The sequence below is a fragment of the Sphingomonas arantia genome (genome assembly GCF_042682045.1).
Classification (GTDB): domain Bacteria; phylum Pseudomonadota; class Alphaproteobacteria; order Sphingomonadales; family Sphingomonadaceae; genus Sphingomonas_R; species Sphingomonas_R arantia.
Genome location: NZ_JBHUGS010000005.1, coordinates 59370 through 79656 on the forward strand (window position 1 = coordinate 59370; position 20287 = coordinate 79656).

Sequence of the window (20287 nt, forward strand, 5' to 3'; positions counted from 1 at the left end):
TCGCTCACGCCGTCGCGCCCGGCTTGACGGTGATCATCCGCGCACCGAACACCGGCCCGGCGGACGACCGGTCATGCGGCACGAACCGCACCTTCACGCTCGCCTTCCCCTTCGTCAGCCCGATCGGCAGCGGGTAGTCGACGTCGAAGAACTTGCCTGGCCGGTCCGCCTCCAGATGCTGCGTCGCCACCTTCACATTGTCGACCAGGATATCGAAATCCCGCGCCCGCTCGTCGCCCCAATAGGTCGCCTGCAACGCCAGCGGACCGGGCCGCGTCTTCATCGTGAATTCGAAGAAACCACCCGACCGCGCATCGCGCCCGTTCCGCCCGCGATAGCTGACCGGGTAGGAGATTTCAGACGTCAGCGCATGGTCGCGCTCCGGCTGCATCTCGCCTAGATGCATCACGTCGACCGACCGCGCGGCAATGTCCTTCAAACGCGCCTGCTCGGTCCGGAACGCCGCCTCCTCGGTCTTCCACGCCGCCTCGCTGAACCGCTTGAAATACACCGCGCTGCGCCGCTCATACTGGCTGTAGAACGGCACGAAGTTCAGGTCCCCCGGCCGGATGATCCCGCGCGTGGCGTAGGTCGCGCGATCGGCCGCGGTGGGCGTAAAGGCCGCAAGCAGGTCCGCCCCCACCATCGCCGGGTCCGCCTGCTCCCATTTCGCTTCGTTCGGGCCAAGGTCCGCCGCCAGCACCATCGGCCCGCGCAGCACCGCGACCGTGTCCGCATCGCCCGGCGCACTTTCCAGCCGCAGGTCGAGCGGCACGGTCAGCGCCACGACATCGCCCGCCTTCCACCGCCGATCGACGATCGCATAGCCCTTCGCCATCGTCGGCTCGACCGCCGCACCGTTGACCGTCACCGTCGCGCCATCCCCCGCCCAGCCCGGCACGCGCAGCGCGATCGCGAAACGCCCCGGCTTGCCCAGCTTCGTCAGCGTCAGCCGCGACTCCGGCTCGAACGGATAGCGCGTCTCCAGCGTCAGCACTGCGGCCCGCGCCTTCCACCGCGCTTCGGCGGGAATGTACAGGTTGACCAGCAACGTCGTGCCGCCCTCCCAGAAGATCGCCTCGCCATGCTTGGCGTGGCTCTCCATCCCCGATCCGACGCAGCACCAGAAGACGTCGTCCGCCGGCGTCGAATAGCTGCGCGGCGCCCCGGTCATCAGCGGGGTCATATAGCTGAAACCGGCATTCTTCGGATCCTGCGCGGCCATCACATGGTTCAGGTGCGCGCGTTCGTAATAGTCGAACAGCGCACCGTCCGGCTCCCAACCATACAGATGCTGCGTCAGCTTCAGCATGTTGTACGTGTTGCAATGCTCGCACGTCTGCTCGGTGATGTGCGTGGCGATGCTGTCCGGTTCGGTGAAATATTCCCGGTCGGCATTGCCGCCGATGACGTAGCTGTGATGCTGCGTCACCGTCTTCCAGAAGAACCGCGCGGCGTCGGCTGGCGGCTGCTTTCCGTTCAGTTCGTGGATCCGCGCCAGCCCGACCACCTTCGGCACCTGCGTATTGGCGTGGAAATTGGCCAGCTTGTCCTGCCCCGCCACCATCGGATCGAGCATCTTCCGGTCGTACAGCCGCTCCGCCACGACGAGCCACCGCCGGTCGCCGGTGCGCGCCGACAGTTCGGCATAGCTCTCGTTCAAACCGCCATATTCGCAACCCAGCAACGTCTGCATCTGCGCATCGTCAAGCGCCGCGAACACCTTCTCGAAATACGTTGCCAGCCCCGTCGCGACGGTCAGCGCCTGCGTGTTCCCCCACGCGCCGTGGACGTCGAGCAACCCGGCGAACACCTTGTGGACGGTATAGAGCGGCGACCAGGAGCCGTTCAGATCGAACCCGCCCCACTTGATCTCGCCGCGCATCACTTCGGGGAAGATCTCCTCCCCGTCGACGATCGTCCCGTCCTTTCGCTTGCGGCCGAGCGCCCCGACATAACCGGTGCCGCGCTTGGCCTGCGCCCGCGCCAGTTCGGCGACGATATAGTCGGCACGCCGGCGGCACTCCTGATCGCCGGTCTGCGCATGCATCAGCACCAGCGCGGTCAGGTAATGGCCCAGCGTATGTCCGGCGATCGTGTCGCTTTCCCACCCGCCATAGATCGGTGCCTTGGCCGGCAGCCCGGCATAGACCATGAAGTTGTGCAGCAACCGATCCGCACTCAGCCGCAGCAGGTAGGTCCGGTTGACCTCCACCGCCGTCGCGTAGGGGGACGGCCGCAACCGCACCGCCGACAGCGGCAGCGGCGTCGGCCGCGCGGGCAACGCCGTCGCCGGCGCGCGTCCGATCGCCTGTTCGCTTGCCGACAACAGCGCCACCGCCGTCGTCCCCATCAATACGTCCCGGCGGTTTGCGAACATCTTCCCCTCCATTCGGATATCGTATACTATACTTTGAGAAGAGTGGCGCAAGTGTCATCTCGCATCCCCCGTCGAGCCGAGCGAGCCCCATCATGAACGCATGCCGCCCCCTCCTCGTCCTCCTCCTGCTCGGTACTGCGACGCTCCAGATTCATGCCCAACCGCCGGTCGCCAAGCCAATCTACCGCCCGATTGCCCGGACGACGATCGCCACGCCGACGTTTCGCCTGGCACTCCGCACCGACACCCAGACATTGGCACGGCTGTCCCCCATCAGCGACCCGGCGTTCGATTTCGTCCCTGGTGCCCGCGAAGCCGAGCGCGCCGGCGACGGCTACGTCCATATCGGCGACATCCACCTCCGCCTCCGCAAGCCCGGCGGCCCCTGGACGGACTTTGCGTCCGCCCAGCACCGCGCTGCAATCCGCCGGCTGCCAACGAACGGCGCGACGATCGCCGCCGCCGACATCACCGCCTCACTCGGCACCGCTAGCCCACTTCGCGTCGAACGCCGCTGGGTCGACGACCGCGGCGTCCTCGCGCTGCGCTTCACGTTGACCAACATCACCGACGTGCCCGTCGAAGTGGGCGGGCTGGGCCTGCCGATGGTGTTCGACAACATCATCACCGATCGCACCCTCGAACAGGCGCACGCGCAGGCCAGCTTCGTCGACCCCTATATCGGCCGCGACGCCGGCTATCTCCAGGTGACGCGGCTCAACGGCGCGGGCCCCGCCCTGCTCGTCCTGCCCGAGAAAGGCACGCCGCTCGAGGCGTATCGCCCGATCCTGGAAGCCGCCAAGGCCCCCACCGGCGACATCTTCACCGACCGCAGCAAGCGTGGCCAGACCTCGGAGGGGTTCTACGACTGGACCATCGCCAGCAAGGGGTTCGCTGAGCGCGAATGGGCGAAGGCCGGCGAACAATGGAACGTCCCGACCAGTTTCACGCTCGCCCCCGGCGCGACCCGCACGATCGGCGTCCGCTTCGTCACCGCACCCTCGATCGCCGCGATCGAAGATACGCTCATCGCCAACCACCGCCCCGTCGCGGTCGGCATCCCCGGCTACGTCGTCCCGACCGATCAGGACGCGTCGCTGTTCCTGAAGACCCCGCAACCGATCACCAGGGTCGAGAGCTTCCCCGCCGGCGCGCTCACCGCCACCCCGACGACAAGCGCCAAAGGCTGGGCACGCTACACCGTCCGCAGCAAGGGCTGGGGCCGCGCCACGCTCGCCATCACCTACGCCGACGGCAGCGTCCAGACGGTCAGCTATTTCATCACCAAGCCGCTCGACCAGACCATGGCCGACCTCGGCCATTTCTCGACCACGCAGCAATGGTATGAGGACAAGGCCGACCCATTCGGCCGCAACCCCGCGATCCTGACCTACGACCGCGAGGCCGGGAAGGTCGTCACGCAGGACCCGCGCGTCTGGATCTCGGGCATGAGCGACGAAGGCGGCGCCGGCAGCTGGGTCGCGGCGATCGCCAAGCAGCTCGACAACCCCGATCCGGTCGAGATCGCCAAGCTGCAACGCCTCGTCGACGAAACCATTCAGGGCGGGCTGCAAATCCCCGACGGCCCGCACGCCGGCGCCGTCCGCAAGAGCCTGTTCTACTACGATCCCGCCGCACATCCCGGCTATTACGACCCGACCGTCGACTGGACGACCTGGACGTCCTGGTCGAAAAAGGCCGCCGGCGACCTCGGCCGCGCATACAATTACCCCCATGTCGCGGTCGGCCACTGGGTCCTGTACCGCGTCGCGCGCAACCACCCTGGCCTCGTCACCGCGCATCCCTGGCGCTGGTATCTCGATCACGCCTACCAGACGACCACCGCGATGATGCGCGACGCGCCGCACTACACGCAGTTCGGACTGATGGAGGGCGACGTCTTCGTCGACATCCTGAAGGACCTGAAGCGCGAGGGCCTGACCGCCGAGGCGACCGAAATGGAGCGCCTCATGAAGACCCGCGCCGACCACTGGCGCACGCTCGCTTTTCCGTTCGGCAGCGAAATGGCCTGGGACTCCACGGGCCAGCCCGAAGTCTATGCCTGGATGCGCTATTTCGGTTACCAGCCGCAGGCCGACGTCACGCGCCGCGTGGTCCTCGCCTATGATCCGACGATCCCGAGCTGGGGCTACAACGGCAACGCGCGACGCTATTGGGACTTCCTCTACGGCGGCAAATATCCGCGGATCGAACGGCAGATCCACCATTACGGCTCCACCCTGAACGCCGTCCCGCTGTTCGACGCCTACCGCGCCGACCCGAGCGACCTGCGGATGCTGCGGATCGCTTACGGCGGCATGATGGGCGGCATCACCAACATCGACCGCGACGGCTTTTCGTCCGCGGCGTTCCATTCCGCACCCGACATGATGAAGTGGGACCCGTATAGCGGTGACTACGGCATGGGCTTCTACGGCCACGCGATCACCGCCGCGACCTATCTGGTCAACGACCCGACCTTCGGCTGGCTCGGTTTCGGCGGCAATCTGAACCAGGCGGCGGGGACTATCGGCATCGCCCCGAAGGACGGCGCGCGCACCCGCCTGTTCATCGCACCCGCCGGGCTGTGGATCACGCTGGAGGCCGGCAGGATCGCACGGGCAAGCTATGCGCCCACAACAGGCGCGGTCACCCTGACGCTCGATCCGGCAACGGCGATCAGTCCGAGCGCCCGTGTCTTTCTGGAGACGACGACCAAAGCGGGTCGAGTCTATATCCCGGCGGGCGGATCGTTCGAACGCGGCGGCTATACCGTCCCGCTCAAGTCGACACCGACCCACCTGACCCTGTCACCGCGTTAGCCCGAATTCACCGGACGGCGTTCGCGTCCGGCACCGCCTCCCCCGCCAGGTTCCGGACGAAGAACCCGAACTGCCGCTGCGCGACATAATCGATCGGCCCGGTCGATCGCCCGACGCTATGCTCGCCGCCGGGCACGACCAGCAGGTCGAAATCCTTGCCCGCACGGATCAGCGCGTCGGCGACCTGCATCGTCGATGCCGGGTCGACATTGCTGTCCTGCTCGCCGACGATCATCAGCAGCTTGCCCGTCAGCCGTGCGGCATGATCGACGCCCGACGCGGCGGCATAGCTCGCATCGACCGGCCAACCGAGCCACTGTTCGTTCCAGCTGATCTTGTCCATCCGATTGTCGTAGCACCCGGCATAGGCGACCCCGACCTTGTAGAAATCGCCGTGGAACAGCAGCGCGTTGAGCGTGCTCTGCCCGCCCGCCGACGCGCCGTAGATGCCGACCCGGCCGATATCGTAGGACGGGTCCCGCGCCGCCAGCGCGCGGTGCCACGCGATCCGATCCGGGAAGCCGGAGTCCGCCAGGTTCTTCCACGCGACGTCCTGGAACGCCTTTGACCGGTTGGCCGTGCCCATCCCGTCGATCTGCACGACGATGAAGCCGAGATCGGCCTGCGCCTGCATCCCGATCACCTTGTCGCCGCCGGAATGATAGCCGAACGGCCAATATTGCTTGGGCACGAAGCTGTCGTGCGGCCCGGCATAGATGTTCTCGATCACCGGATAGCGTTTCCGCGGATCATAGTCGCGCGGCCGGACGACGACGCCCCAGATGTCGGTCTTCCCGTCGCGCCCCTTAGCCACGAACACCTCTGGCGGCCGGAACCCCGCAGCGCGCAATGCACTGTCGTCGCCCTTGGTGATCGTCGCCACCAGGGCACCGTCGCTCGACCGGTGTAGCTCGCTCACCGTCGGCAGGTCGACCCGTGAATAGGTATCGACATATAGCGATCCATCCGGCGAGAACCGCACGTCATGATCCGCCTTCGCCGGCGTCAACGCGGTCAGGCGCCGCCCGTCGAACCCGATCCGGTAGACGTGCCGGAAATACGGGTCCTCCCCCGCATTCATCCCGCTCGCCGAAAACACGATCTGGCGCTTCACATCGTCGACCGCGATCACGTCGCGCACCACCCAATCCCCGCTCGTGATCCGCGTCTTCACCCTCCCCGTCCGGCCGTCGACCAGGTAGAGATGGTTCCAGCCATCGCGCTCGGATGCCCAGATGATCTCGTCCCCGCGCCCGTCGACCTCATGCTGGTAACGCCGATCGGCGAACACGAAAGTCTTGGCATCCTCGGTCACCGCGGCATGCGCGACGCCAGTCTCCGCATCGACCGCGACGATCCGCGCCTGCCCGAACCCGCGCCGGACATAGTCGAACGCCACGCTCCGCCCGTCGCTCCGCCAGCGCGGCGCGGAGAGCTGATACGGATTGGGAAACAGCGCGTCGTCGATCACCGTCTGCCGCCGCGTCGCGACATCGAACAGCACCGGCCGCTCCTGATCGATCGCATCCCCGGGCTTCGGATAAAGCTGGCTCTGCAACTTCGGCTGAACCTGGTCGCGCGGCGACGATTCCACGCGCAGCACGCGCCGCTGATAGCCCGGCCGAACCCGGTAGATCATGATGTGCCGACTGTCCGGCGACCAGCGCAGCGTCTCCGGATCGTAGAAATCGCCCGCCGTCCCGTCGACGCTCAGCGGCACGATCGCCGCATCGCCGGCCTTCCGCACGACGAGATTGTCGCCCTGCACGAACGCGGTCCACGTCCCGTCCGGCGAAACCTTCGGCGCGTTGTCCGCCAGCACCGACAGATTGCGCACCACGCCGAACCCCCGCGGTCGGCTGTTGTCGACGATCGCCTCGCACCGATAGACGACGATCCCGCAGCGCCACCGCGTCTCGTCCAGCCCGAACGTGATCGCCTTGCCATCGTCGGCATAGTCGAACTCGGCGAACGGCAGATGCAGCGCATCGACCGCTTCGTGCCGCGCTTCGCCCAACGCGGCCGCCAGCCTGGCCGTATCGAACGCGGCCGACTTGGCGAGCGTCTCGGCATCCACCGTCTCGAACGCGAACCCGCCCGCCACCGTCTTACGATATGAAAAGCGCCGCCCGTCCGGCGTCCACTGCACCGGCCACGCCACCTCGCGCGTCAGGTCCTGCCACGCCCTGCGCAACCCGATCGACCGCCGGAACGCCGCCTCGTCGGGCGCAGCCTGCCCAGCCGCCGAGGCACCCAGCAACAGGATCGCCAGGACCCGCGACGAACGACGTAAGATCATCAGCTGTCCTTGCCCAGACCGATCAACGGCAACATCGCGGGCGCCAAGCCGTCCCCCCGCGCTTCCAGCCGGATCGGCCCGCCCCGCTCGCCCGCCTGGACCAGCGCCATGCACAACCCGTTGAACGCGGACCGCGCCGTCGCATGGTCCGGCTCCAGGCTCCGCGGATCGCCATTGCCGACCCCCAGCAGCTTCGCGTCACCCGACAGGCTAAACGACACCCGATCCGACGCGGTCGGCACCTCGCGGCGTTTCGCGTCGAGGATCGCAACGCGCACCACCGCCACCTCTCCCGCCGCCAACCGCCGCCGATCGCTCGACATCCCGATCCGCGCCGCCGCCCCCGTCGTCTCGCGCACCGCGTGCATCACCCGCTTGCCGCCGCGATAGCCGTGTGCCTCGATCCGCCCCGGCGCATAGGGCACCTGCCACTCCAAATGCTCGTTGCGCACCACCGCCTGCCGCCCGACGCTCCGCCCGTTCACGAACAGCTCGACCGCCTCGGCATTGCTGTGAACCCACACCGAAACCGGCTGCCCCTCGCGCCCCGCCCAGTTCCAGTGCGGAAACAGGTGCAGCACCGGCTCCCCGCTCCACCAGGCGCGGTAGTAATGATAATTGTCCTTCGGAAACCCGCACAGGTCCATCTGGCCGAAGTTCGAGACGTTCTCCGGCCAGCGTTCGAACGGCGTCGGCTCCCCGCGATAATCGAACCCCGTCCACACGAACCCACCGCTCAGAAACGGCCGCGCGTCGTAGAAACTCCACCAGGTCTCCGCGGTCGTCGCCCATTTCGGGAAATCGCGATCATAGGCCGGGACGAAACCCTGTTTGTCGTCGCGCGCATATTCGCCGCGCGTCATCACCGTGCTGCCCGTCTCGGTCCCGATCATCGGCATGTCAGGATGCGCGGCGTGATACGGGTCGATCGCGTCGAGGTAATAATTGCACCCCATCACGTCGAGCACGCGCGACGCCCCCTCACCGAACTTGCCGTTGAACGCCTCCGTCACCGGCCGCGTCCCGTCGAGTTCGTAGACCCTGCGCTTCATCGTCTCGGCGATCCGCGCGCCGGTTTCGGTGCCGCGGTGGATCTCCTCGTTGCCGATGCTCCACAGGATGATGCTCGGATGGTTGCGCCCTTGCCGCACCATCCGTTCCAGCTGCCCCAGCCCCTCGGCATTGCTCGACATCTGCCGCGTCTCGTCGATCATCAGGATGCCCATCCGGTCGCACGCATCCAGGATCGCGGGCGCCGGCGAATGATGCGTTGACCGATAGGCGTTGCTCCCCATCGCCTTCAGCTGCTCCAGCCGCCAGACATGCAGGCTGTCCGGCACCGCAAAGCCGACCCCGGCATGGTCCTGATGGTTGCAGGTGCCCTTGATCTTGACGGGCTTGCCGTTGAGGAAAAACCCGCGCGCCGCGTCGAACCGGATCGTCCGGATCCCGAACCGACACGTCTCGCGATCGACCACGACACCGTCGACCAGTATCTCGCTCACCAGCGTATAGAGCTGCGGCGTCTCAAGCGACCACAGCGCCGGCGCCGCGACACGGGTCTCCTGCGTCGCGGTCGTCCCGCCCCAGGCCGCCAGGCTCAGCGGGTCCGCGAACAACACCGCAACCGGCTTCCCGTCCGGCCCGATCACCGTCGATCGTACCCGCGCCGCACAGGCGGGCCCATCATTGTCGATCTCGGTCGCGACCCGAACCGTCGCCCCACCGGCATCGACCGAGCACCGCACCGTCGCGCCCCATCGCCGGACATGCGCCGGCGCTACCTTCACCAGCCGCACGTCGCGGTACAGCCCCGCCCCCTCGTACGACCACGCCCCGCCCAGGCTCACGTCGCACCGGATGACGAGCACATTGTCCTCGCCCGGCCGGACGAAGTCGGTCACGTCGATTTCGAACGGCGCATAGGCGCTCTCGTTCGATCCCACGACGAAGCCGTTCAGGATCACGATGCAGTCGCGCGCCACCCCGTCGAACTGCAGCAGCAACCGCCGCCCCGCGTCGCCCTTCGCCAGCGGGATCACCCGCCGATACCAGCCGACACTCGTCGCCGGCCACATCCGCCCGACCGGCTTGAACCCCTGATACGCGCCCGTCCGGTCGGCATCGCTGCCCGCCGGCCCGAACTGCCTGAACGGCAGGTCCACCGCCCAGTCGTGCGGCAGCGTCACCGCCTCCCAGGCACCGTCATCGAACGCGCGCTCGGCAACCGGCGTCCCGACATCTCCCGACTTCGCATAGGTGTCGTGCGAACGCCCGAAGCCGAAATCCTTCGCCGGATCGCTCGCATGTCCCAGATGAAACCGCCACCCGCCCGCGAGCGGCACGACCTCGCGCGGCCCCGGCGAGACCGCTCCCGCCGCCGCGAGCGGCAACTCGGGCACGACCGCGGCAAGCGCCGTCAGGCCACCGGTCTGCAAGATGTGGCGGCGGCCATATCCAGTCATGCTGTCACCCCCCACCGCGTCAGAGTTTCACGGTCGCCCCGACGAACAGGATCCGCCCCAGCGTATCATACACCCCGGGATAGGTGTTGCCGTTCCCGAACGACGACAGGATCCCGGCGGCGATCGCGGGCGGGTCCTTGTCGAACAGGTTGTTGATGCCCGCGCGCAGCTGGAGTCCCTCACCGAACGCCACGGTGCCCGCCAGATCGATATAGTTATACGCCGGAATCTTGCGGTTGATGACGCTCGGCGTGCCGGCCAGGAACGCATTGTCGGACAGCGACGACAGGCTGACCGAGTCCGTGTGGCGCCACGAAACCGACAGCGACCGGCCCTGCGGCATCATCCACGTCGTCCGCATCACGTGCCGCCACGTCGGGTTCGGCTGCCCGCAGGTATAGCCGTACAGCCCCTTGCAGTCATAGCTGCCCAGCCCCGCCAGCGGTTCGGCCGCCTGCTTGATCAGCCGCGTGCCGACCAGATTGAGGTTCAGCTTGCCGAGCGCGCCCAGGCCCAACGTATAGTCGGTGGTGACGTCGATCCCCGACGTCGTCAGCGATCCGGTGTTGTACGTCGTCGACACGAGATAACCGTTGGTCCCGAACAGCGCGCCCGACCGCGGATCGCGCGTAAACAGGCCGCAGTAGAACGGATCGCCCCCCGTTACGCACTGGCTGATCGCCAGCGAGGGATCGACCGAGCTGATATAGTCCTTCACCTTGATGTGAAAATAATCGACCGACAGTGTGAAGTTCCGCATCATCCGCGGCGTCAGGACCAGGCCGATGGTGTAGGTATCGGCCTTCTCGGGCTTCAGGTCGGAATTACCGCCGAACTGCGCCGAACAGGTATCGGACGGGCATTCGATGATGCTGCCATATTGCGCCTGCGTCACGCCGGTCAGCTGGCAGACATCGAACGAGGCGGCCGGCGTCTCCCCCGAACACGGGTCCTGCGCGGCGACGTTGCCGATCGATCGCGACCCGAACAGCTCGGCGATATTGGGCGCCCGGATCGCGCGGTTGTAGCTGAAGCGCAGCCGCGCATCCTGCGACGGCGCCCAGCTCGCCTCGCCCTTGTATGTCCAGACATTGTACTTCGATTTCAGCCCGGTCGACTGCTGCTCGTTGCGATAGGCGGAGTAGCGCAGACCGCCGTTGATGGTCAGCGCGTGCGCGAACGGCAGGTTCTGCAGGATCGGAATCTCCAGCTCGCCATACGCCTCGTTCACCGTGATGCGCCCGTCGGTATCGGTCGCGCCGCCCTGCTCGGCCACCGCATCGGCGGTGTAGTTCAGCGTCTCGCGGCGCCGCTCGGCACCCAGCGCGATGTTCACGCCGCGCTCCGCCCAGGGGCTGGCGATGCCGAACGTGCCCAGATCGCCGTTGATGTTCGCCGAAAACACCGTCAGCGCGTTGCGCGACGCGGTGTTGCTCTCCGAATAGAGATAGGCCGCCTGCGTGTCGGTGATCGCGTTGGCCTGGAACACGTTGACCGGCACACAGCTCGGATCGCTGCCGTCGATGACCGATCGGCACGTCGGCACCCCATTCACGCTGACCACGTCGAGCGCGCGCTGCGCCTTCACATTGTCGACGTTGTTTAGATACGTCTCGTTGAACTTCACCAGCGAATGAAGATAGCTGACGTCGTATTGGAACCCGTGGCCCAGGTCACCGCGGACGCCGGCGTTGTAACGGTAATCCTCGTGCCGCAAATCGTCGCGACGCGACTGCGCGTCACCCAGCCGGTATCCGATCAGCGTGTCCTGCGTCGCCCCCGTCCCGGCGGCCGCCCCGCACAGCGACTGCTGTTGCGCGGCACTCATCAGCGGATTGTTGCACGGCACGGTAAAGCTCGTCCCCAGGAACAGTGCGGAGGGCGCCACCTGAGAAAATGTATGGTCGTTCATGTACATGAAACTGCCATAGACTTCGGCCACCGGCGCGATCTCGAACTTGGCGAACGCGCCGCCGATGTAGCGATTGTCCGATCGCTGCAGGTAATTGGTCGGCGAATAGTTGTAGGCGTAGGCCGACGTGTAGGGGACCCAGGTCTGCGTTCCGTTGATGTTGTTGGTCAGCGTCTTGCCGGCATTGGGCCCGCCGAGCGGCGCGAACGTGCCGTATGGCGAGTTGCTCGATCCGCCGCAGATCAGGTTGCTGCCCGCATCGTCCACCTGGTTCAGCGCGCACGCCGATACGTCGCGGTTCGCCTGCAACACCGGATCGGTATGGCGATACCCGCCATAGACGGTGATGTTGCCGCGCCCGTCGGCGAAGTTCTTGCCGTAGGCAGCGTTGATGTCCTGCTTGCCACCGTCGGCGACGTTGCGCGGCGCGTTGGCATAGCCCTGCGCCGTCACGAGATCGCGCACCGCGCCATTGTCGTTGGTGTGGATGCCGAGCGAGGACTGCCCGTCGATCCGCAACCCGTCGAGATGGTCCTTCAGCACGAAGTTGACGACGCCCGCAACCGCGTCCGACCCATAAACCGCGGACGCCCCGCCCGTCGCCACGTCGACCCGGTCGATCAGGCTGGACGGCACGAAATTGAGGTCCATCGCCTGCTGCGGTAGCAATCGCTGGCCGTTGAGCAGGATCAGCGTCCGGTTGGACCCGAGGTTGCGCAGGTTGATGTTGGCCGTGCCGTCCGAACCGTTCGAAACATTCTCGTTCGCGTCGGCGGTGAACTGCGGCAGGCGGTTCAGCACGCTCTCGACGTTCACCGCCCCCTGGTACCGGATCTCCTGATCGGTCACCGACGTGACCGGGCTGTTGCTCGCCAGGTCGGACCGCCGGATGCGCGTGCCCGTCACGACGATCGCCTCGTCACCGGCGGCGGACGACGCCGCATCCGCCCCCTCCGGACCAGGCACCACCTGCGCATGCGCGCCTGAGGCGAGAAGCATCGCCAGCACCGTGACGGTGCTCGCGCGAAGACGATGTGTGCCGACCAGATTTCCCATGATGACCCCGCCCAGAGTGTGTCCGGGCAATCCATCACGTCATCAAACTGAAGTCAAATATAATATACGATATCCGGTATATCTGCGTTACATGTGTCTTTACGGCCGGTATGAAATGAACCGCGCCTCTCGAAACGCCTGTATTCCGGCAACGGCCGGCCTATGACGACCGCCACGGCGTTGCGTGGACCGCAGCGCGAACCACGAGGCGGAAGCAGAGTCATGAGCAAGAGCAAGGGCCGCACAGGCGCCGCCGGTCGGGCCAACATCGCACCGCCCCCTACCGATGCGCAGATCGCCGCGGCGCAGTCGGAGATCGTCAAATGTCAGTCGTGGCTCGACGAGCTGGCGACCGGCCACCCCTCGACAAAGGTCTGGCGGACGCGGCTGAAGGCGGCGCAGGCCATCGTGGCACGCGCACCGCGCGCGCCCTGAGCGCGGCTCAGTCCGCCACGCCCAGATACAACAGCCACAGGAAGAACAACGTCGACGTCACCGTCACCACCCCGAGCAGCACCACCGTCCGCCAGGCGGCACTGAGCCGTGACAGCAGATACCCATAGCGCAACTGCTTATACATATGGACGGGCGGGATCAGCAGCAGCGCGAACCACATGATCGCCGGCTTGCCAAGCCAAGCCGCTGCCAACGTCGAAACAACGACCAGCAGCGACATGAACGCGATCGAATAGGTCGCGAACACCGCATGATCGTACAGCCCGAACCGCCGGCGCCACGCGAACATGACCCACAGGAACGGCAAGGACAGCGGGATCAGCGCCCAGCTATACTTATACCCCGCGGTCTTCATCTTGTAGAATGCCAGCTTCGGGTTCTCGCGGAAATGCTCGACCCGCTGCTCGAACCATCCTTTGATCTCCGCCTGCGACGGTTTCGGTCGCCCGGCCGCCGCCGCCTCAACCTTCGGGCTGCCCTCGCCCGGGATGGCCGCCGCCGCGATGCTCAGACCGCGAAGATCCTCGCGCAGCTTCGCCAGGCGCTGGTCGGCCGCCGCCACGTCCTGCCCCGCCGCCACCCGCCGCGCCCGTGCGGCTTCCAGTTCGGCGATCTCCGTCCGCGTCCGAACCGTCTCGTCCACCACTTGCCGGCGCGCGGTCGCCAGATCCTTCGTCACCCCGGCCAGCGCGCCGGACTTGCCCCCGACGCCGCTCATGAAACCGATGTTCGAAACGATCGCGAACATCAGGAACACGGAGAACAGGAACATCGCCATCGGCGTCACGAACTTCTGCCGCTCGCCGTCGATGTAACGCCGGGTCAACTGTCCCGGCCGAAGCGCGAGCATCGGCAGCGTCGTCCAGAACTTCCCGTCGAAATGGAACACGCCGTGGACCACGTCATGCGCGAACCCCATCATGTCGCGGTGAATATGCGCCGCCTGCCCGCAATTCTGGCAGAACGCGCCGGCCCGCGTCGCCCCGCAGTTCGGGCACGTCCCGCCCGCCCCGTGATCGCCATGTCCATGCTGCCCGACGGACGAAGCGGCGTGTCGCGCCCCGTGTCCATCCACCGCCTGCGCCGCCAGCCCCCCGGTCACCACCGCGCCCGCGTCGTCCAGTCCGTCCATCGCCGCCGCCCCCGCCGCCATTTCCCCCGACTGCTATCCCCCATCCCGCACGGTCCGTCGAGATGACTTCGCATCCCCCCGCCTTCGCGGCTTCGGCTACGCCCGCCCGTGAAAGGTCCGAACGAAGTCACGTCGACAACAGGCCGATGTACGATGGCGCGAGGATCGCAGGCCGTCCCAATGTCGATTTTGACGGCCTAGCTTCATAATCCGCTGCGAAGCTGCGATACCGCATTTGAGCGACACAGAGCGCATAACGACAGGACAGGATCGCCCCCGTGACCCCACCCCGCCTGACCATCGGTGATCCCGCGCCGTGGTTCACCGCGTCCATGCTGGGGCAGGCGACGGAGGCCGATTTCGACAAGGCCGGCGGGCGGCATGTGCTGCTGCTGTTCTTCGGCACCGCGGGCCACCCCGCCTGCCAGGCGGCGTTGCGGCAGATGGAGGCGAACGCCGCGCTGCTGGCCGACGGGCGCGCCGCGTTCCTCGGCGTCACGGCCGATCCGCGCGACGTCACCGACGGGCGGCTGTCGGCGCTGCAGCGCATCGGCGTGCACATCATCGTCGACGACGATCGGCGGGTCAGCACGCTCTACGGCGCCGTCCGGCCCGGTGCGCAGGGCGACAGCTTCACGCCCTACTGGCTGCTGCTCGATCCGCTGCTGCGCGTCGCGGGCGTGTTCGCGTTGCAGGACGGTGAGGCGGCGATCGACGCGCTGCGCGGCCTGCTGTCCACCCCGCCGGTCGATGTCGCCGCCCCGGCGCTCATCCTCGAAAACATCCTCGATCCGGACTTCGCCGCCGAACTGATCGCGCTCCACACCCGTCACGGTGGCACGGAATCCGGCACCATGCGGCGGATCGGCGACCGGACGGTCGAGGTCCACAACCACGCCGTCAAGCGCCGCCGCGACCATATCGTCCAGGATCCCGCGGTCCAGGCGCAGCTCCACGACGCCGTCATGCTGCGCCTCGTGCCGATGATCGCGCGCTGCTTCCAGTATCGCCCGGCCGAGATCGAGCGCTACATCGTCTCCTGCTACGACAGCCGCGACGGCGCACACTTCGCCCCGCACCGCGACAACACCACCCCCGCCACGGCGCATCGCCGGTTCGCCGTCACGATCAACCTCAACGACGACTATGACGGCGGCGACCTGCGCTTCCCGGAATTCGGCACGCGCTGCTACCGCGCGCCACGCGGGGGCGCGATCGTCTTCTCCTGCTCGCTGCTGCACGAGGTGACGCGCATGACCGCCGGGCGACGCTACGCCACCCTGCCGTTCCTCCACGGCGGCGCGCCCGCCTGAGGCCGCGCCCCGCCCGCCAAATCGGTCGCAAGGGGCGGTGCCATGCGGTATGCCGACGCGATGAGCCAGTCCCCGCCCGCATCGCGCATGCGCTCCGCCTCGTCCACGATCGGCACCGAGCAGGCGCCGCTCCTGCTGGTCGACAACATGCTCTCGAACCCGGAAGATCTGCTGCGGATCGCCCACGACGCTCCGTTCACGCCGGCCTTCACCCCGGCCGGCGGTTATCCCGGACTGCGCGCCGCGGCACCGCGTGCCTACACCGACGCGATGATCCGGACGCTGATCGGTCCCGTGCGGGAGGCATTCGGCCTCGGCCCGGTCGCAGTCACCAAGGCGGAATGCGCCTTCTCGATCGTCACGCTCCCGCCGGACCGGCTCACCCCGCCGCAACGCGCGCCGCACGTCGATTCCACCGACGGGCACCAGTTCGCGATCCTGCATTATCTGTCGCGGGCGGACCACGGCGGCACCGCCTTCTACCGCCACCGCGCGACCGGCTTCGAAACGATCACCGACGACCGCAAGGATGCCTTCCTGGCAATCCGCGCGCAGGAAGGCTGGGCGGCGGGCTACGTCGCGGACGGCGAACCCTGGTTCGAACAGACCGCCGAGATCGACGCCGCGTTCAACCGCGTCATCGTCTACCGCAGCAACGTGCTCCATTCCGGACGCATCCTGGCACCGCAGCGCCTTTCGCCCGATCCGCGGCTCGGCCGGCTGACCGCCAACATCTTCGTGACGTTCAGCCCCGTCGGTGACCCGGCCTGAATCGGCCGTCACACGGTTTAACCGTCGCCTGTAAAACTTCCCGGAGCCCCGCATGACGTTCAGGCGATCCACGCCGTCGGCCGTGTCGCTGTTCGTCTTCACGACCGGGGATTTCGCGTTCAACCTCTATTGGCAGGGTGTGACGCTCTACCTGCTGTACTTCTACATCGACGTCCTCGCCCTTCCGCCCGCCATCGCCGGGACGGTGTTCATGGTCGGCGCGCTCTGGGATGGGGTGGCCGATCTTGCGGTCGCGGCGATCATCGAACGGACGCGGGTCTCGTATCGGCGGATGATCGGCTGGGGCGCGGTTCCGCTGGGCGGTGCGTTCGTCCTGATGTTCGCGCACACCGCGCGGTCGGCGGTCGCGCTGCTGCTGTTGCAGATCGTCTTCCGCACGCTCTACGCCGCCACCAACACGCCCTATGCCGCCTGGACGGCGCGGTTGAGCGACCGCAGTTCGGTCCGCACGATGCTGACCGGCATCCGGATGATGTTCGGTGCGGCCGCCGCGATGCTCGTCGCCCTCGGCCTGCCCTGGCTCGCGGAACGCAGCGCGTCGCCGGCTGCCGTAGGCTGGTCCCACGCCGCGGCCCTGTTCGTCCTGGCGGCAACGCCGTTGCTGCTGATCGTCGTCTGGATCGTGCCAGAGCCGGTCCGGCCCGCGACCCTGCAGCAGACCGCCCTGCGTCCGCAATTCGCCGCGCTCGTCCGCAATCGCGCCTTCGTCCTGCTCAACGTCGCGGCCGCGGCGGGCAGCGCGGCGACGATGCTGCTCAGCCAGTCGATCCCCTATTATTTCCGCTACGTGGTGCAAGACACCGCGCGCGGCCCGCAGGTTCTGGCCGCGATGGCCGTTGCCGGCGCCGTCGCGTTGCCCGCCTGGACCGTGCTCGCACAGCGGACCGGAGCACGCACCGCATGGCTCTGCGCGATCCTGCTCGCGATCCTGTGCCTCGGCGCGGTCGCCGTGTCGGGACGCGACGGTGCGCTGCCGATCACGGCGCTTGCGGTCGCTTTCGCATGCTTCGGCCTGGCCGGTTGGTCACTGGTGCCGGACAGCGTCGACTGGGGCGAGGCGCATGACGGCATCCGGGCCGAAACGCTGGCGTTCGGCGCCTTTGCCTTCGTGCAGAAGGCGGCGCTTGCAGGCACCGGCTTGCTTATCGGTGCCACCTACCAGGCGAACGGCTTCGTGGCGGGCGCCGCGCAGACCGCGGCGACGATCCACGCGATCCACTGGCTGATGCTTGGCGGCCCGGCGCTGTTGATCGCGGTCTGCGCGCTCGCCGTTCTCCGGCTTCCGCTTCGCCGCGGCACGATCGCCGCCCTGCGCGGTCGGCGGGAACCGCCCGCGCCGATCAAGCGAGCATGAACTCGCCTGCCACCCCCTCCGCCTGAGCCGACGGCGCGATCCACAGCCGGAACCGCCCGGGCTCCACCGTCGGCTTCAGGTCGCCCCCGACGAACAGCAGGTCCGTCCGCCGGATCGGGAACGACACCACCCGCGACTCGCCGGGCTTCAACGTCACGCGCCGAAACGCCTTCAGCTCGCGCACCGGCCGCGTGATGCTCGCCGTCACGTCCTGCACATAGAGCTGCACGACCTCGTCCGCCGCGCGCGTCCCGCTGTTCGTCACCGTCGCCGACACGGTCAGCGTGCTGCCCGCCGACAACCGCCCGCCGCCCAGATCCAGCCCCGCATAACCGATCCGCCCGTAGGTCAGCCCATGCCCGAACGGGAACGCCGCATCGTTCGCATACTCGCGGTAATGCGCCTTGTACGGCGCCAGCGGCCCCGGCCCGTTCGGCCGCCCGGTGCTCTTGTGCCCATAATGATAGGGCTCCTGCCCCGTCGCATGCGGGAAACTGACCGGCAGCCGCGCCGACGGCCCGACGATCCCGAACAGCACGTCGGCGATCGACCGCCCCGCCTCCGACCCCAGGAACCACGTCACCAGCACCGCCGGCGCAGTCAGCACCCCGCCCGACAACGCCAGCCCGCGCCCGGTGGACAGCAGCACAACAACCGGCTTGCCCACCGCGATCACCGCCTCGGCCAGCGCCATCTGGGCGGCGGGCACCACGATGTCGGTCCGGCTCTGCGCCTCGCCCGACATCGCCTGGCTCTCGCCGATCGCCAGCACCACCACGTCGGCCGCACGCGCCGCCGCCACCGCGGCATCGATCCCGCCTGCGATCGGCGCGTCGATCCCGCTGCCGTCCGCCACGGTCACGCTGCCGGCGTCGGCCACCGCCTCGCGCACGCCGGTCGCCAGGTCGATCGCCTCGGCATCCGTTCCGTACACGTTCCACGGCCCGATCAGGTCGTGCTTCCCTTGCGCGAACGGCCCGATCAGCGCGATCCGCTTGCCCGCACGCGGCAACGGCAGGATCTCCCCCTCGTTGCGCAGCATCACGATCGACTTCGCGCCCGCCTCGCGGGCCAGCGCCAGTGTCGCCTTGGTCCGCACGCGCGTCTTCTCGCGCCGCGGATCGATCCGCCGGAACGGATCGTCGAACAGCCCCAGCGCGACCTTCAGCGCTAGCACCCGCCGCACCGCCTCGTCCAGCCGCGCCATCGGCACCTCGCCGTTCGCGACCAGATCGGGCAAATGCAGCCGGTAAAAGGCCGACTGCATGCTCATGTCGACACCCGCCATGAACGCCAGCTTCGTCGCCTCCCGCGCGTCCGCGGCGAACCCATGCGCGATCAGCTCCTCGTCGCCGGTATAGTCGGACACGACCAGCCCACCGAACCCCCATTCGCGACGCAGCACCTGCGTCAGCAGCCAGGGATTGGCGGTCGCCGGCACCCCCGAAATTTCGTTGAACGACGCCATCACGGTCGGCGCACCCGCCGCCAGCGCCGCCTGGAACGGCGGGAAATACACGTCGCGCAGCGTCCGTTCAGAGATATCGACGCTGTTGTAGTCCAGCCCCGCCTCGCCCGCGCCATAAGCCGCGAAATGCTTGGCACAGGACGCGACCGCATCAGGCGCGGCCAGCCCACGCTCGCCCTGGAACCCGCGGACCCGCGCGTCCGCCATCATCCGGCCGAGCAGCACATCCTCACCCGCGCCTTCGACGCCGCGACCCCAGCGCTGGTCGCGCGCGATGTCCACCATCGGCGCGAACGTCCAGTCGATGCCCGATGCGGCCGCCTCCGCTCCCGCCGCCCGCGCGGTCCGGCGGGCCAGCTCCGGATCGAAACTGCCCGCCTCGGCCAGCGGCACCGGGAACACCGTGCGGAACCCGTGAATGATATCCGCTGCGAACAGCAACGGGATCTTGAGCCGCGCCTCGCGCATCGCGACGCCCTGCATCCGCCGCGCCATCGTCGCGCCATTGCCGTTGAACACGCCGCCCAGGCTGCCGGCGCGCACCTCGCCCAGCTGCGTCTCGAACGTCGACGTGCCCGCTGCCGGATTGAGCGCCGTCGCCGCACCGCCCGCCCAGGTCGCGGCCATCAGCGTCAGCTGCCCCGCCTTCTCCGCCACCGTCATCTGCGCGACCAGCGCCTCGACCTTCGCGGGCAGCGCACGCCCCCCGGCCTCCGCCAGCATCGCGCGCACCGGGGACGCCGCCCAGGCCGCCGTCGCCGCCGCGCCGATCATCAATCCGCGCCGTGAAACCTGCCGTTCGTTCATCGGATCCCCCTCCCGACCACCGTATCGGTGG

General features: G+C 67.8%; 11 protein-coding genes. 5 read left to right on the plus strand and 6 right to left on the minus strand.

Annotation, left to right across the window (positions count from 1 at the left end):
- Positions 1–4: 4 nt before the first annotated feature.
- On the minus strand, positions 5–2380 hold the full coding sequence (locus ACFSGX_RS15455) for a beta-L-arabinofuranosidase domain-containing protein (RefSeq protein ID WP_380931216.1): 2376 nt from the start codon (positions 2378–2380) through the stop codon (positions 5–7).
- A 92-nt stretch (positions 2381–2472) separates the two neighbouring features.
- Between ACFSGX_RS15455 and ACFSGX_RS15460 the strand changes: the two genes are divergently transcribed.
- Complete coding sequence (locus ACFSGX_RS15460) at positions 2473–5202, plus strand: DUF5695 domain-containing protein (RefSeq protein ID WP_380931217.1); 2730 nt, start codon at positions 2473–2475, stop codon at positions 5200–5202.
- Between the two features lie 7 nt (positions 5203–5209).
- Here the strand turns inward: ACFSGX_RS15460 and ACFSGX_RS15465 are convergent, their stop codons facing one another.
- Genes ACFSGX_RS15465 through ACFSGX_RS15475 form a run of 3 tightly spaced genes read right to left on the minus strand, consistent with a single transcriptional unit; the run spans position 5210 to position 12934 of the window.
- A complete protein-coding gene (locus tag ACFSGX_RS15465; protein WP_380931218.1) occupies positions 5210–7501 on the minus strand; it encodes a DPP IV N-terminal domain-containing protein in 2292 nt (763 codons plus the stop codon).
- Positions 7501–9966 carry a beta-galactosidase GalA gene (gene galA / locus ACFSGX_RS15470; RefSeq protein ID WP_380931219.1) on the minus strand — a complete coding sequence of 822 codons (2466 nt, stop codon included), beginning with the start codon at positions 9964–9966 and terminating at the stop codon, positions 7501–7503. The genes ACFSGX_RS15465 and galA overlap by 1 nt, the downstream gene beginning before the upstream one ends.
- Before the next feature lie 19 nt (positions 9967–9985).
- The gene (locus ACFSGX_RS15475; RefSeq protein ID WP_380931220.1) at positions 9986–12934 is read right to left on the minus strand and encodes a TonB-dependent receptor; all 2949 of its coding nucleotides are present in this window, start codon (positions 12932–12934) and stop codon (positions 9986–9988) included.
- 222 nt (positions 12935–13156) lie between these two features.
- Between ACFSGX_RS15475 and ACFSGX_RS15480 the strand changes: the two genes are divergently transcribed.
- Positions 13157–13369 (plus strand): hypothetical protein, encoded by a 213-nt coding sequence (locus ACFSGX_RS15480; protein WP_380931221.1) that lies wholly within the window; start codon positions 13157–13159, stop codon positions 13367–13369.
- A 7-nt stretch (positions 13370–13376) separates the two neighbouring features.
- On the opposite strand, the gene ACFSGX_RS15485 is transcribed toward ACFSGX_RS15480, so the two are convergent.
- Complete coding sequence (locus tag ACFSGX_RS15485; protein ID WP_380931222.1) at positions 13377–14522, minus strand: DUF3667 domain-containing protein; 1146 nt, start codon at positions 14520–14522, stop codon at positions 13377–13379.
- Positions 14523–14800: 278 nt separating this feature from the next.
- Between ACFSGX_RS15485 and ACFSGX_RS15490 the strand changes: the two genes are divergently transcribed.
- The 3 genes from ACFSGX_RS15490 to ACFSGX_RS15500 are packed head-to-tail and all read left to right on the plus strand — an operon-like array spanning position 14801 to position 17981.
- Entirely contained in the window at positions 14801–15835 is a 1035-nt protein-coding gene (locus ACFSGX_RS15490; RefSeq protein ID WP_380931223.1) for a 2OG-Fe(II) oxygenase, read from the plus strand.
- 42 nt (positions 15836–15877) lie between these two features.
- Positions 15878–16606, plus strand: a complete 729-nt coding sequence (locus ACFSGX_RS15495; RefSeq protein ID WP_380931224.1) for a DUF6445 family protein — start codon at positions 15878–15880, stop codon at positions 16604–16606.
- A 52-nt stretch (positions 16607–16658) separates the two neighbouring features.
- On the plus strand, positions 16659–17981 hold the full coding sequence (locus ACFSGX_RS15500; RefSeq protein WP_380931225.1) for an MFS transporter: 1323 nt from the start codon (positions 16659–16661) through the stop codon (positions 17979–17981).
- On the opposite strand, the gene bglX is transcribed toward ACFSGX_RS15500, so the two are convergent.
- The gene (bglX, locus tag ACFSGX_RS15505; RefSeq protein ID WP_380931226.1) at positions 17968–20256 is read right to left on the minus strand and encodes a beta-glucosidase BglX; all 2289 of its coding nucleotides are present in this window, start codon (positions 20254–20256) and stop codon (positions 17968–17970) included. The two genes, ACFSGX_RS15500 and bglX, sit on opposite strands and share 14 nt — an antisense overlap.
- Positions 20257–20287: the final 31 nt, after the last annotated feature.

Excerpts from the sequence above, each read along its gene's own strand:
- ACFSGX_RS15485 (WP_380931222.1), bottom strand. The coding sequence starts at position 14,522 with ATGGACGGACTGGACGACGCGGGCGCGGTGGTGACCGGGGGGCTGGCG.
- ACFSGX_RS15480 (WP_380931221.1), top strand. The coding sequence starts at position 13,157 with ATGAGCAAGAGCAAGGGCCGCACAGGCGCCGCCGGTCGGGCCAACATC.
- ACFSGX_RS15475 (WP_380931220.1), bottom strand. The coding sequence starts at position 12,934 with ATGGGAAATCTGGTCGGCACACATCGTCTTCGCGCGAGCACCGTCACG.
- ACFSGX_RS15500 (WP_380931225.1), top strand. The coding sequence starts at position 16,659 with ATGACGTTCAGGCGATCCACGCCGTCGGCCGTGTCGCTGTTCGTCTTC.
- bglX (WP_380931226.1), bottom strand. The coding sequence starts at position 20,256 with ATGAACGAACGGCAGGTTTCACGGCGCGGATTGATGATCGGCGCGGCG.
- ACFSGX_RS15465 (WP_380931218.1), bottom strand. The coding sequence starts at position 7,501 with ATGATCTTACGTCGTTCGTCGCGGGTCCTGGCGATCCTGTTGCTGGGT.
- ACFSGX_RS15455 (WP_380931216.1), bottom strand. The coding sequence starts at position 2,380 with ATGTTCGCAAACCGCCGGGACGTATTGATGGGGACGACGGCGGTGGCG.
- galA (WP_380931219.1), bottom strand. The coding sequence starts at position 9,966 with ATGACTGGATATGGCCGCCGCCACATCTTGCAGACCGGTGGCCTGACG.
- ACFSGX_RS15460 (WP_380931217.1), top strand. The coding sequence starts at position 2,473 with ATGAACGCATGCCGCCCCCTCCTCGTCCTCCTCCTGCTCGGTACTGCG.
- ACFSGX_RS15495 (WP_380931224.1), top strand. The coding sequence starts at position 15,878 with ATGCGGTATGCCGACGCGATGAGCCAGTCCCCGCCCGCATCGCGCATG.